Annotated in this window: 18 protein-coding genes; all 18 read right to left on the reverse strand. The window is 56.7% G+C overall.

The genetic code is table 11. From position 1 onward, the window contains the following. Nucleotides 1-38 precede the first annotated feature (38 nt). On the reverse strand, nucleotides 39-365 hold the full coding sequence (locus PSFL_RS11110) for a hypothetical protein (RefSeq protein WP_397470021.1): 327 nt from the start codon (nucleotides 363-365) through the stop codon (nucleotides 39-41). Between the two features lie 39 nt (nucleotides 366-404). Further along, a complete protein-coding gene (locus PSFL_RS11115) occupies nucleotides 405-905 on the reverse strand; it encodes a hypothetical protein (protein ID WP_397470022.1) in 501 nt (166 codons plus the stop codon). A 55-nt stretch (nucleotides 906-960) separates the two neighbouring features. Beyond that, nucleotides 961-1,347: a DUF3168 domain-containing protein gene (locus tag PSFL_RS11120; protein ID WP_397470023.1), complete on the reverse strand. Its 387-nt coding sequence runs from the start codon at nucleotides 1,345-1,347 to the stop codon at nucleotides 961-963. Next, nucleotides 1,340-1,843, reverse strand: a complete 504-nt coding sequence (locus PSFL_RS11125; protein WP_397470024.1) for an HK97-gp10 family putative phage morphogenesis protein — start codon at nucleotides 1,841-1,843, stop codon at nucleotides 1,340-1,342. Before PSFL_RS11125 ends, PSFL_RS11120 begins: the two co-directional genes overlap by 8 nt. 3 nt (nucleotides 1,844-1,846) lie before the next feature. Beyond that, nucleotides 1,847-2,017 carry a hypothetical protein gene (locus tag PSFL_RS11130; protein WP_220172324.1) on the reverse strand — a complete coding sequence of 57 codons (171 nt, stop codon included), beginning with the start codon at nucleotides 2,015-2,017 and terminating at the stop codon, nucleotides 1,847-1,849. 9 nt (nucleotides 2,018-2,026) lie between these two features. Further along, nucleotides 2,027-2,359 carry a head-tail adaptor protein gene (locus PSFL_RS11135; protein WP_397470025.1) on the reverse strand — a complete coding sequence of 111 codons (333 nt, stop codon included), beginning with the start codon at nucleotides 2,357-2,359 and terminating at the stop codon, nucleotides 2,027-2,029. Further along, a complete protein-coding gene (locus PSFL_RS11140; protein WP_220172326.1) occupies nucleotides 2,359-2,700 on the reverse strand; it encodes a head-tail connector protein in 342 nt (113 codons plus the stop codon). Before PSFL_RS11140 ends, PSFL_RS11135 begins: the two co-directional genes overlap by 1 nt. A 141-nt stretch (nucleotides 2,701-2,841) precedes the next feature. Next, complete coding sequence (locus tag PSFL_RS11145; protein WP_397470026.1) at nucleotides 2,842-3,021, reverse strand: hypothetical protein; 180 nt, start codon at nucleotides 3,019-3,021, stop codon at nucleotides 2,842-2,844. Between the two features lie 184 nt (nucleotides 3,022-3,205). Beyond that, nucleotides 3,206-4,402, reverse strand: a complete 1,197-nt coding sequence (locus tag PSFL_RS11150; RefSeq protein ID WP_397470027.1) for a phage major capsid protein — start codon at nucleotides 4,400-4,402, stop codon at nucleotides 3,206-3,208. Between the two features lie 70 nt (nucleotides 4,403-4,472). Next, nucleotides 4,473-5,336: a head maturation protease, ClpP-related gene (locus PSFL_RS11155; RefSeq protein WP_397470028.1), complete on the reverse strand. Its 864-nt coding sequence runs from the start codon at nucleotides 5,334-5,336 to the stop codon at nucleotides 4,473-4,475. A gap of 2 nt (nucleotides 5,337-5,338) precedes the next feature. Then, a complete protein-coding gene (locus tag PSFL_RS11160) occupies nucleotides 5,339-6,640 on the reverse strand; it encodes a phage portal protein (protein ID WP_397470029.1) in 1,302 nt (433 codons plus the stop codon). A 150-nt stretch (nucleotides 6,641-6,790) separates the two neighbouring features. After that, complete coding sequence (locus PSFL_RS11165) at nucleotides 6,791-8,479, reverse strand: terminase large subunit (protein WP_397470030.1); 1,689 nt, start codon at nucleotides 8,477-8,479, stop codon at nucleotides 6,791-6,793. After that, on the reverse strand, nucleotides 8,480-8,968 hold the full coding sequence (locus PSFL_RS11170; protein ID WP_397470031.1) for a terminase small subunit: 489 nt from the start codon (nucleotides 8,966-8,968) through the stop codon (nucleotides 8,480-8,482). A 153-nt stretch (nucleotides 8,969-9,121) separates the two neighbouring features. Next, a complete protein-coding gene (locus PSFL_RS11175) occupies nucleotides 9,122-9,448 on the reverse strand; it encodes an HNH endonuclease (protein WP_397470032.1) in 327 nt (108 codons plus the stop codon). Nucleotides 9,449-9,479: 31 nt separating this feature from the next. Further along, nucleotides 9,480-9,812: a phage holin, lambda family gene (locus PSFL_RS11180; protein ID WP_397470033.1), complete on the reverse strand. Its 333-nt coding sequence runs from the start codon at nucleotides 9,810-9,812 to the stop codon at nucleotides 9,480-9,482. 334 nt (nucleotides 9,813-10,146) lie between these two features. Then, complete coding sequence (locus PSFL_RS11185; protein ID WP_397470034.1) at nucleotides 10,147-10,968, reverse strand: DUF2971 domain-containing protein; 822 nt, start codon at nucleotides 10,966-10,968, stop codon at nucleotides 10,147-10,149. A 98-nt stretch (nucleotides 10,969-11,066) separates the two neighbouring features. Then, nucleotides 11,067-11,420 carry an antiterminator Q family protein gene (locus tag PSFL_RS11190; protein ID WP_397470035.1) on the reverse strand — a complete coding sequence of 118 codons (354 nt, stop codon included), beginning with the start codon at nucleotides 11,418-11,420 and terminating at the stop codon, nucleotides 11,067-11,069. Nucleotides 11,421-11,422: 2 nt separating this feature from the next. Beyond that, the gene (locus PSFL_RS11195; RefSeq protein WP_397470036.1) at nucleotides 11,423-11,737 is read right to left on the reverse strand and encodes a hypothetical protein; all 315 of its coding nucleotides are present in this window, start codon (nucleotides 11,735-11,737) and stop codon (nucleotides 11,423-11,425) included. Between the last annotated feature and the right edge of the window lies 1 nt (nucleotide 11,738).

An 11,738-nucleotide genomic window follows, 5' to 3' on the forward strand; every position in this document is an offset into this window, starting at 1 on the left:
GTAGAGCCGGTCAACATAGCTGCCGTCTTCTACGGCACTTACGCCGCCGGCCTGGCCTTTCCCGTATTCGGGCCTTTCGGGTTGTAAAGCGCCACCAGGTAAGCATTCAATTGCACTGACACCTCCAGCACACCAGCCTGCCAAACCTGCTCGGCGACAGCCTCGGCGGCCTTGCCGGTCAAGCCCGCACCGCCTGCGATGATCACCGCGCAACCGTCGATGCTCAGGGCATTGATTGCCTGGGAGGCGCCGCGCAGCCCGCCAAAGTGGGCCTCAATTGTCCGAACCGCCCCAAGCGTAGGCTGGAGCGTGTACGTCTCGTCATCGAGCTTGATGTCGACGGTACCGTGAAGAGTCTTGCTCATATTTCGGATCCTTGGGGTTCGGGGCCGGAGCCCCTGTGGTTATGGGGTGACCGGTACCGGGAGGATTTCCAGGATGTCGGAGTTAATGGCGATGGTGACGTTGCGGCGAACCACGTTGTCAGCAGCGCCTGGGGCGACCGTGTTGTTCATCACCTTGCCGCGCTGGTAGAACGTGGTCGGCAAAATCGCAGGGGTTGCATCAGGGTCACCATCGTTCAGGGTGATCTTGATGTTGTAGTCGCCCTTGCTGCGATCCTTGTGAGCGATCTTCAGCTTGGCCTGGCCCAGGTCACCGTTGTCGAGGCCGACAACAAGGGTCAGGTCACCTGCATCGGCGGTGCCCTTGTACTTGCGCACACGGCCATTGCGCAGCGACGTGAAGGTCACAGAGCTGAACGTATCACCGAACTCGCCCAGGTCTTCCACTTCGCCGATATCGACATAGGTGTCAGCCTTATAGAGCGCTTCGGTGTCCGCGTCGTTCTTGCTGCCGATGCCGATCCGGCAGCCGGCGGCTGTGTTGAGGTTGTCTTCGGCCATGGGGGTTCCTCCAAGGGCACATTGGATAAAGCCGCGGTGCGGCCGGGTGTTGGGTTTAGTGGGTGGTGATAACGCGGACCGTGATCGATCCTTGGTACGTGACGCCGTCAGCATCGCGCTGGGCGTCGGCCTGCTCGACCCTGACCGATACGGCCCGACCAACAGTCAACGGCAAGCGGCGCTCATCCAGAGCCGCCACAACCTCGCCGAGGATCTGCTTCACCTCGGCCTGGCCGTGGGCATCCGACCACACCGAAAGGTAGATCAGGCGCTGTTGACGCTTCCGGCCGGCGATAGGCGAGATGTTGGTGCTGATCTCCCGGTCAAACGATACATACGGCATATCGGTGTCCATGGGCGCGCCGTCGAAGACTGGACACGACACTTCGGCCTCCAGCCGAGCGAACATTGCTTCCTGCAACGCAACAGATGGGTCAGCCATTGGAAAGCCCCTTGCTTGCTTTGCTCAACGTTCGACCGATGGCTGCCTTGATGTTGGCCACGACATACTCCCGATTCACGTCTTTCGCTGGGCGAAGCCAGGGATGCGCAGGCCGTGCAGGAATGTCTGGGTACTTACCGAAGAAGTGCGAGCCGTCTGCCTTGTTCGTCGGCCGGCGGGTTCGACCGCCTGCGCGCTTGTTGCCGGTGTATCCCTTGGTCCCATACTCGACAAACCGAAGGTAGAAGAACCGTTGTTTGTTCTTCTTGCCACGGATACCGATCTGGGCGTCAAGGCCACTTTGGGAAACAAACACCGTCAGCGCGGCAGCAGCGGCTCCAGTATCTTTCGGGATCAGGTTCTTCATCGTCGAAAGAATCCGCTCGGCACTATCACGCATCACCGGCGCCAACTCGTTATCCATGGATTGGTGGAGTGTGCGCAACGTTCGGCGAAGCTTGAAGTCACCAGACATACGCGAGCGGCGACTGGCCATGGCCTACTCCCTGGCCTTGAAGGCCTTTTCAGCAACTGGGGCAGGCTCTGGCACTTCCTCTGCCAGTCCGCGAGCTACCAGGTCAGCGCCAAGCTTGGCGTCGACCGTAAAATCTTCACCCTTCTCCCGGTCGCCAGTGGCGCCGGACAAAGAGCCCAGGGCAATTACCTTCATGATTCACCTCTATGGGTTGGGTACGTTTGAACAAAGCAATCGAAGCATGTCGCGCTCATTGTTGAGCAGCGCTGCACCGATCAAGTAAGTGGTGGTGATTCCTTTCACCGTGTGCACAAGGCGGTTGCCCGCGATAGCGTCAGCCCGGGGCCGGATGCGAATCTCGGCGGTGATCACAGCCTTCAGCTGCTCGGCAATGGGCGATACGCGCCCAGTCGGCATTGCGATCTCTGCCCACAGCTTGCCGATCTCGGTCCAGGTGGTATCGAAGCCGCCGGATTTGCTCCTGGTCAATAAAGGCTTGAACATCGTGCAAGAGTGGCGCAATCGTCCAGCGCGCATTAAACCCCCCAGCCAATACGATATGGCATAAGCAATGATCGGGATCCGCCAGGCAATTCGGAGGAGATCGTGCCCACGACAACATCCTCACGGTTTCCATACAGGTTGCCGACAATGAGCAGGCAGGCGGCGCGAATGGTTGGGTTGATCAGAATCGGGCGATCACCTGCAGACCCATCCGCAATCGCCGCGTCCAAGGCAGTCTGATCAGTGAAGAAACGACGATTCATGAACTGAGCGGCACTGTCCTCAGCCGCAGCCAAGTACAACTCAACATCCGCACGATCATCCTCTTCAGCCCGCAGATGTCGCATCACTTCATCGGTCGGAATGACATTCATGTCAGGCCTTCGGGTTGAGTGTTGTAGCCAATCCCTTGGCAACCAGGAGGCTGGCTTCATGCTTTGGTGACTTATAGCCGTCACCTCCAGCATTGCGAATTTCCTTACCGTCCAGATAGCTTCTCAGCGGATAGATGGTGATCAAGCTGTCAGCAGCGTCAGCAGCGTCAGCAGCGTCAGCAGCGTCAGCAGCGTCAGCAGCGTCAGCAGCGTCAGCAGCGTCAGCAGCGTCAGCAGCGTCAGCAGCGTCAGCAGCGTCAGCAGCGTCAGCAGCGTCAGCAGCGTCAGCAGCGTCAGCAGCGTCAGCAGCGTCAGCAGCAAAAGGCTGGGCGGTCGCCGCCTGGCTGGCAACAACTTCCTGGCCTGCTGTCAGTGTCTTTTCCGATTCATTTTGTTGCTGAGTTGCTGGAGGCAAAACAGTAGTTGGCTCGTTCTTTTTTGCTCGACTCATAACGTTTCTCCAATCGGTTCAGGCCTCCCCAGAGAGACCTGAGCCGGCAGTAAGTTAAGGGGCGGCAACCAGAGGACCGGTCACGAAAGCTTCAGGACGATAGACCGCGAAGGCCAATCGCTCCTCGGCTCGGATGGTGACCATGTTGTTCTCGAAGTCCTTGTCGTTCTCAGTCGAAACCAAGACTTCGATACCCATGCGGTCAAAGATCTGTGCAGCCAAGCTGAAAGCACCGGTGAGAAACTGCCCCTGGACAATTGCCTGGGTCTCAACCACTGGCAGATTCCACAGGCGTGGCGAAGTGCCTTCCTGGGGCTTGCCGATGATGTAGCGGTTTTCGCCGTCTTTCAGCAGCTCGATCGCCGCCCAGTCAATTGGGTTGAGCACAATGCCTGTAGATGGGAACTCGGCCAGGGTGGCTTGCAGCAATGCCAGGCGAATGCGGTCAATACGCTGCTCAGCAGCTACCGAGATACCTGCCGGCGTTACATATGCCTGAGCCTGGGGGATGATGCCGTGCAGGTTATTGCCGGTACCGTTGCCGTAAAGCAGTTGGGCTTCTTCTGCCAGCAACAGACCGTAACGAGCGCGCGCATCGATGTAGCTCTGCAGGGCCGCCGCATCATCGAGAATCTGACGGCTGCCTTTGAACAGATGGGCAATAGTGCGCACGTTCGCGTTTTCGAGACCAAAGGTCAGTTCGCTGTAAGGCTTGGCCAGGCCCTCACCAACGATGGCAGCATTGTTGGTGAAGCCCGTCTCGCGGACGTACTCAACAGCGTTTGCACCTGTGGTTCCGGGGGCAACCAGGTCACGAATGGTGAGCCGGCGCTGGGGAGCCAAAATCACACCAACTCGTTCAGTCGGGACAAGAGCGCCACCCGACGCCGGCGCCGAGGTAATTGCTGCACGCGGCACCTCCACACGGCGCGAGCCACGGAAAGAGCTGCTAACGCCCTCCTCCTGCATCTTTGCTGCAACCATTTGGCCGGCAGACTGCTGAGTCTCTGGCTCGTGCTGCTTGCCTGCATTGACCAGCTTTTGCTCGGCGTCCTGCATACGAGCCTGCAACTCACCCTGCTTGGTCAGCAGCTCATCAACCTTGGCTCGGGTTTCAGTCTGCATTTCGCCGGAGGCTTTGATTTCCTTCTCAGTGCGCTCGGCGTAAGTCTTGATCTGATCGCCAACGGCTTTCAGGTCTGCCTGGGTTTGCTTCTGAGAAGCTTCGATTTGGGACAGATCTACTGGCATGGTTTGTTTCCTTCAGAAATGAAAAAACCGCCACTTGGGCGGTTGATAATCGGGTTGCTGATGCAGTCGTCTAGCGAATGGGAAGGAGATCCCGTAGTGCCGACGCCTGGGTTGCGGTTTCTTCAAACGCGGATACATCAAGGGCAGCGCGAGGCTTACCCGACACGACAGCGCGAAGCGTGTCGCCGCCAGCAGCGCTAGGCATGCCGGTCTTGATCTCGGAAATTAGTTTTCGGCGCTCGCTACGGGGCATGCCTGACTTAGCCAAGGCTGCGTCGAGTTTGCGCGCAGCCTGCGCCTGAGCCTGGGACTCATCCGTTGTTTCTTTGACTTCTGTTGCAGAAATCAACCCCGTGGCAAAGCCCTTTTCCAGTGCGGTGGAGCCGCTCAAGTAGGTCTCGGCATCAAGCATTTTCTCGATGTCCTTCTCATCCAGCCCGCTCGTATCGGCATAAACACCGGTCATCGCTTGGTCGAACTCCTCCATCGTATCGGCGAGCTCGCGGATCGCGTGGCGATTACCGGCGTAGTAGGTCCAGCAGTTATGGATCATCAAGAAAGCGCTCTTGGCGATTTCCCGCTTTGCGCCGGCCATTGCAACCACCGAGGCGGCAGAGGCGGCAAGCCCCAGCACTTTCGTGGTTACCTCCTGAGAATGCTCCATCAGCCGGTTGTAAATCGCGATCCCCTCGAACATATCGCCGCCAGGGGAGTTGATGTAGACAGTGACAGGCTGGTCACCGATGGCACGAAGCGCCGCGTCGACACGTTTTACGGTGTTGCCCTCGCCCCACCAGTCCTCACCGATAATGCCGTAGATGGTGATTGTGTCTGTATCAGCCTCAAGGGCGGCTTGAATGCCTGGATTCCACAGCTCAAGTGCCCGCGGTGTAATCTCACAACGCATGCTGTTCGCCTTGGTGTCTTTCGGCATGTTTACTCCTCGCTCTGGCCGAGCCAGCTTTTTAAGGCGGCCTGCGCGGCCTGGCCATCGGTTGTCTTGCCGAGTTGATCAATCGGCGCCAAGTTGGTTTGCACCGTTAACACGGCGGCGTTTCCTCCGTGGCGAGGCAGGTTCTCTTTGACCCTGCACTCGTCTCGGGTCATTACGCCGTTCTGGGTCATCTTGCTGTACCACTCAGCACGCCCTGCACTGTCGGCCTTCAGGAAAGCCTCCAGCGCATACTCGGAGTAATAGGTGCGCCGCTCGACCGGCGTCAGCAGGCGCTTGTTGATGCATTGCTGAATCTGGTTGGTGACCGAACTGATGCTGAACGTGAGGAATGCGATCATCTGTTGTTCAAGACCAGTACCCCAGTTGCTGCCCGAATCAGTCTTGCCAACCATCCAGGGCGGAACACCAAACCAGCGGCATATTTCCTCAGTGCTGTAGGCCCTCGACTCCAGCAGCTGCGCATCCACAGGATTGATGCCGATCGTTTCTGGCGTGATGCCTTGCTCAAGCACTGGCGATCTGCCGGCGTTTAGGGCGCCGGACACCTGCTTAACGTAATCGCGAAACTCTTCGCGCTGCTCAGGCTTCAACGTCCGGTCGATCTTGAAAGCTACTGCGGGAAGCAACCCATTCTTGAAGGTGCCGTTGGCGGCATCATCAGCAGACATTGCTGAGCCGAATACATCGGCACCGTAACGAATTGCCGAAAGCCCCACTCGGCCATCAAGGCTGAATGCTGGAATATGCAGCATATCGGCGCGTTCAATTTTGCGACGTGGCCCTTTGCGAGGCGAATACCAATACTCAATTCTGCCGTCGCCATCCAGATCCAAATCAACCCGAGAAGGCAACAGAAAGTCCAGAGCAACCACTCGGCCGCCAATTCGCAGAATCTCTGCAAAGGCATTCCCACGCAGCAGCATTGCCGAAACCATGGCCTGCCAGAACTGAAAGGCCGTCATATCCTCGTTGGGGCTGTTATGGATAACGTCATAAATGGCGAAGTCCCGGGCGTCCTTTCTCCCGCCATCAGCATCCCTCTGATAGACCCCTAGAGGTAGACCAGCAACAGAGGTGGAGATAATACGAACACACGCCCAGACGGCCGACAGGTGCATCGCGTTATCGACCGTTACCGTCTTGCCAGAGCTGGATTGCCCCCCTAGGAACTGCCCCCAGAAGCCGCCATCCGTCAACTTAATCGTCTTGCCGATCCAGTCAGCAACCGAGGCGCTTGGCTTTCGCGCTGCGCTTCCAATGACTGACGAAAGAGTCTTAGCCATCTGTTAGCCCCTTGCGCACGAAACCAGCGATGAGAAGCAAGGACACCGATCCCGCCAGCAGTGACCAGCCTAAGCCTGCAAGAACGTAGACCCCCGCGACGGCCAGGGCGAACCCACACAGAGCAGCGGCTACAAATACGTGCAATGGATTCATACGATTATCGGGTTCCGAATGGCAGCCATGAAGTCGTCATTGCCCCGGCCTTCAGGGTTCAGAGATATCAGGGTCACGGCGTTAAATAGAGCCATTAAGGGGTCGATCTTGGCCGACCCGCTGGCTTGCTTTGTGATCAGGATGGAGTTGGCCCTGGGCTCAACCTTTGCGTTGCCCACGCACCAGGCCATCATTGCCTGGCCCCCATGCTTCATACCTCCCTCGGCCAGCTTGCGCTCAGCGGTCTTGATCGCCCCGCCAAGCTTCCAGCCCTGGCTGATGGCAACGATCTTTTCAGGGGGAATTTCTCGCTCAATCATTGCGTCATAAATCGCCCCAATGCCGACCGGGTCGCAACCAACCTTATCGAGGAGACCAGAAGCCTCTACCTGCTCCACCAGGTCAGCCACGTCGGCAACGTCGTCGCCAATGCGCTCAGACAACGTCAGATTCCCGTCCTTCTCGAAATCCCTAAAGCGTGGCGCCTCTGCCTTTCGCCGCTCAAGCACTGACGGATGAGCCCAGGCATGAGTCCAGACCAGCCAATCGCGTGTTCGTTTGTCACGGCCCACGGCAGCAAATCCAAGAAGGTCATCAAGCCCCCCGCCATCAATCCCCACCGCAATCACTTCGGACATTTCGATCAGCTTGTCCAGGGTCAAAACAGGGATGGCCGCAGCAGCCCAAAAATCAGCACCGGCCCAGCGGTCAGAGCGTAGCGCAAGACCAATTTCGACGTTCAAATGCTTGGACATAAACCCAAGCACCTCGGCCTCCCCCGCTTCCTCCGCCTTGCTCATCTCCCGAATTAGGAATTTTTCGCTGACCGAGTAGCCCATATTTGGGTTGGTGACGTAGAAGTTCTCCGGCGACCGATGGGTTCCGGCATCGAGCATCCGCTTCGGAAACTCATAGATGATCGGAAGAAAGTTCGGGTCAACAATCGTGCCGTCTCGCACGCCACGGGCGTACATCAGCTTTTCACGGAAAACACCCGCCGGCGGTTGGTCCGATTGGGTCGTGAGGTAAATCACGAAACCTTCTGGCCGAGAAGCCAATCCACCCGTCGCTTCTCGAAGCATGTTCGCTGCGTGCGGGTTCTTGCCGAACAGGTGCAATTCGTCGACCAGCACCACAGCGGCCTTCTTGCCGCCAACTGTGTTTTGGTCAGCGGCAACCACCTTCAAGGTCGCTCCCGATTCACGGTGTGTGATCGTTCGAACGTGATCCTGAACATGCAGCAGCGCGCTCAGCTCCTCGTCGTGCTTGACCATATCCCGGGCCGGGGCATACGCATTATTTGCCACCTCAATGGTGGGTGCCAAAATGATGAACTCTGCGGACTGCCGCCAGTTGCGGATCAATACGGTCAGCATGATTGCAGCGGCAATCGTGCTTTTAGCGTTCTTTTTGCTGATGAGTAGAAAGAACTCCTTGATGAGGCGCTCTCCGGTATCCGCGTTGTATGCGCCAAAGATGGCGCTCCCCAGATCATCGATCCAAGGGGCGCATGACTCACTGATCAGCGGACTACCTGGCGCATCCACAATGCGAAGGTCGCCCATGACCTGCATACAAGCCCGCGCCTCTTCAGGAAATAGCGGAGCGAAGGGCACGAGCGACTGGCGATTCACGATCTTCGTTTCCCAATCTGGGCAACTGGTACTCCAGACGGGTTCGCTCATTTATTTTACCGATCTCAATTGAGGCGGTGCGGCAGCACCGAATTTACCCTTGCTCGCTGATTTAGCGGCCTGGTCCTTTTCTTCCTTCTTCCCGCCCTCGCCTTTGCGCTGATGTACGAAAGGCATCAAGGCCTTGGCGGCATCGACTCTCAACTTTGGCTCAGTGCTGAAGTCGTTCATGGTGGCCAGCAGAAAGTCTTTCGGGTCGGAGAATGACAGCACCCTGGCTGCATCGAATGAGAACGCTTCGGCCCCATCCTCCAGATCAAGAGGGGCCTGCCTAGGTGTCTGAGCAGGCGCACTGCCTTTAACATCCTTGTTAACGGGAGCGCCGGCCAATGCGGCCTTCACCATCGGATGTTTTGCCAGCCTCGAGCCTGCGACCGAAGCGCTGGAGGCCGCGTATCCTGCGGCTATCGCTGCGTCACGATTGGACGCACCTCTCCTAACAGCCTCGACAAATGCGCGCTGTTTGGTTGTTAAAGCCATTAACAAAAAACCTGTGAGGAGGAAAAAATCTCTAAATGAGGTCGGGGGCGGTGTCCTGTGGAAAAGGCTCCACGGTTTAGACCCGCCCCGTGGGACTCTGGCGTGCCACAAGCACGCAAACGACATCGTTTCTCAATTTCGCGAATCGTGCGGTCAGACCGCTCGGCCCGAGCCTTCAGCCGACTCAGAAGCAGTCTTCAGCTTGTGGCAGGGGATGCAGAGAGCCTGGAGGTTCGCGTCATCATCCGAACCTCCCCTTGCTCTGTTGACGATGTGGTCAACCTCAAGCTGCTGTGTGACAAGGCCGCAGGCCTGGCACGTATAGTTGTCACGCAGAAGGATCGCAGCACGGATGCGCCTCCATGGGCGACCGCCTCGACCGGATCCCCAGCCGTCAGCAGCTTCAGGTGCAGCAGGTAAGGCGAAGGGCCTGCCTTCCGCCGCGCTCATGCGTGGTTTGATGGTAGATAGCCTGCCCATCAGCTCGCTTTGCTCCCATCCATGTAGGTCATCACTCGGAATTCCTACCAGGAAGCTTGAAGCCAGTGACTCTGTCAGCGAATGCGCGGACCTTATCCACACCCAGCAACCCGACCATGCCGCCGATCAAGCTGGCTGCTGACTGTGGGATACCGATCAACTCAAGGCCAGACAGCATCGACAGCGTGATACAGCCACACAGCAGGCTCTCGAAGAACGCCGCCTTGCGTGTGCCACCGCCGTAGATGATCCGCAGTGCAGAGATCGATATTGCAAAGCCTGCGGCATAAAAGGCCGGGGCGTGCTGACTCAGCCACGCGAGTACAAGAACCCAGGTGTCTGGCTTATCGGGCATGTTAGGCATCCGCTGTCCTCCCCGATCTGGGGGGCGATTAGGTCCGGCTCCAGCAGCACTCCCAGCTCAGAGCGATGGGTGTGGTGGAGCCGAAAACGAAAAAGCCCCGGCGAATGCCGAGGCTCAATGGGTGGAGGTGGCGACCCTGTCAGGTTGCTGTCGTGGCGTTTCCCTCCAGTCCCCACGCTGACTGTTACCCCTGCACGTTTCCGCCGGGCTTTGATCATCTCCAGAAAGCAAAAAAGCCCATCTCAGAGACGGGCTTTGCACGCGGAAAAACCGCAAAGTAACTGAAATCTATAGTCAGTCCCCGGTCCTGTCAAGCCTCGAAAAATAACTGAATTTAGAGCGGCTTCCGTTCAACATCGAAGGAAAGATCAGAAACCTTTGTTTCATATGCAGGTATATTTAGAGCTTTAGCAGCATCCGCTACTTCTTGCTTAAAGGCATCAGTTGCTCGATGACCGACAATCAACTCGCTAAAAGCGTCAAATGGCACACTATACAGATGAACATTATAAGGAGAGCGCTCTTCAACTTTATGAGCCGAGTGCAAAAAAGCGACCAAACGCTCCTCTTCCTCGTACGACCAATCTAATGACTTTGTTAAAACCGCATCTAATACATCACCTTCATCTGTTATACCATCTTTAACTAGAGTTCTTACCTCTGAATATCGAACCGAGCGTAGCGGAAACCTTTCCCCTTTTGCATCTGGAAAACCGTCAAAAAATTTATGATCTCTATCAAAACCAACGCAAAATCCTGTATAGGCCTTTGTGTAATGAGACCACATCAAGGCGCTATTCCAACGTCTTGACAGGGAAAAAATGCCAAATCCTGCATTCATCTTCAACGTGACCAACTTAACGTATTCATCCCTCAAATATGAAGGATTTTTTCTTACTTCCTCATCCAACATCTGAACAATTAAATGTGCTCGCGCCTTCTTTAGCTTCCTTGCATCCGGATCATCTTCTTTTACGTCATCAAGCTGAGCAACAATCGATTCTCTCAACAAATTAGTTCCAAGTTGGAGAAGCTCATCAGGATACGCCGGCAAGCACTCATATGGATCATTCAAAGCGCCCGGCTGAGAAAACCTTATTAACCCATCTTTTAAAAAGCTTGCTCTTGACAAATTCAAGTATTTATAAACCTTCAAGAGCAAAACTCCCTTAACAACCTAGAACAGTAAAATAAGTAGATAACAGTCCACTTTCCGAGCTGTCATTAGATCAGATTTCTGCAGCATCCGAGAAGCTACGCTGCTTCGCGGCGGACATCGAGCGCACCATCAATCCACGCAACGCCGGCCTTCCAGAGCTGCCTGGTCTTCTCCTCGCCGAACTTCATCTTCTTGCCAACCTCCATCAGTGAGGTGTCTCGACTGGTGTAATAGCGCATCAGCACATTGCCGCATTCCGGGTAGCGCTTGAGCAGGCGCCCCATCAGGCCGTCAATCATCAGCGCATCGTCGTCGGTGATCATCGGCGTGTGCAGCGTGTTCTCGCGGGAGGCGCAGCACGACACGCCCGAGCCCAGCACAACCCAGCGGCCCCAGTGCTCCAGCAGATCCTCGGCAGTGCGCTCGGTGAAATTCTTCGTTCTCGCCATGATCAATCTCCTTTGAATGACGAGCCACCAGGCCCGCGACGGTTGATGTCTTGATACTGAGCCACGACGCCGTCGACTGCAGGCGGCAACGTCGCAACGTGGCGCTCTTGCCGGATCAACATGCCGAGCTGAACGATCAGGCCATCTACCGGCAACGGCTGCAGCGTCTCGGCGTGCACCAGGCCGGAAGCATGGCAACCCATGCAGTCGAGCTGATGAAACACGCCCTTGACCAACCCCTTTCCGGCACAGGATGGGCAGTCGGTGAGCGGGATCTGGCGGCGCACAAAGGCGGGGCCATGAGTCTTTTTATCCATT

The sequence above is a fragment of the Pseudomonas sp. DD1 genome, assembly GCF_044510355.1.
In the GTDB taxonomy this organism is placed as follows: domain Bacteria; phylum Pseudomonadota; class Gammaproteobacteria; order Pseudomonadales; family Pseudomonadaceae; genus Aquipseudomonas; species Aquipseudomonas shahriarae.

Coding starts and splice junctions, on each gene's coding strand:
- PSFL_RS11110 (WP_397470021.1), bottom strand. CDS start 365: ATGAGCAAGACTCTTCACGGTACCGTCGACATCAAGCTCGATGACGAG.
- PSFL_RS11115 (WP_397470022.1), bottom strand. CDS start 905: ATGGCCGAAGACAACCTCAACACAGCCGCCGGCTGCCGGATCGGCATC.
- PSFL_RS11120 (WP_397470023.1), bottom strand. CDS start 1,347: ATGGCTGACCCATCTGTTGCGTTGCAGGAAGCAATGTTCGCTCGGCTG.
- PSFL_RS11125 (WP_397470024.1), bottom strand. CDS start 1,843: ATGGCCAGTCGCCGCTCGCGTATGTCTGGTGACTTCAAGCTTCGCCGA.
- PSFL_RS11130 (WP_220172324.1), bottom strand. CDS start 2,017: ATGAAGGTAATTGCCCTGGGCTCTTTGTCCGGCGCCACTGGCGACCGG.
- PSFL_RS11135 (WP_397470025.1), bottom strand. CDS start 2,359: ATGCGCGCTGGACGATTGCGCCACTCTTGCACGATGTTCAAGCCTTTA.
- PSFL_RS11140 (WP_220172326.1), bottom strand. CDS start 2,700: ATGAATGTCATTCCGACCGATGAAGTGATGCGACATCTGCGGGCTGAA.
- PSFL_RS11150 (WP_397470027.1), bottom strand. CDS start 4,402: ATGCCAGTAGATCTGTCCCAAATCGAAGCTTCTCAGAAGCAAACCCAG.
- PSFL_RS11155 (WP_397470028.1), bottom strand. CDS start 5,336: ATGCCGAAAGACACCAAGGCGAACAGCATGCGTTGTGAGATTACACCG.
- PSFL_RS11160 (WP_397470029.1), bottom strand. CDS start 6,640: ATGGCTAAGACTCTTTCGTCAGTCATTGGAAGCGCAGCGCGAAAGCCA.
- PSFL_RS11165 (WP_397470030.1), bottom strand. CDS start 8,479: ATGAGCGAACCCGTCTGGAGTACCAGTTGCCCAGATTGGGAAACGAAG.
- PSFL_RS11170 (WP_397470031.1), bottom strand. CDS start 8,968: ATGGCTTTAACAACCAAACAGCGCGCATTTGTCGAGGCTGTTAGGAGA.
- PSFL_RS11175 (WP_397470032.1), bottom strand. CDS start 9,448: ATGGGCAGGCTATCTACCATCAAACCACGCATGAGCGCGGCGGAAGGC.
- PSFL_RS11180 (WP_397470033.1), bottom strand. CDS start 9,812: ATGCCTAACATGCCCGATAAGCCAGACACCTGGGTTCTTGTACTCGCG.
- PSFL_RS11190 (WP_397470035.1), bottom strand. CDS start 11,420: ATGGCGAGAACGAAGAATTTCACCGAGCGCACTGCCGAGGATCTGCTG.
- PSFL_RS11195 (WP_397470036.1), bottom strand. CDS start 11,737: ATGGATAAAAAGACTCATGGCCCCGCCTTTGTGCGCCGCCAGATCCCG.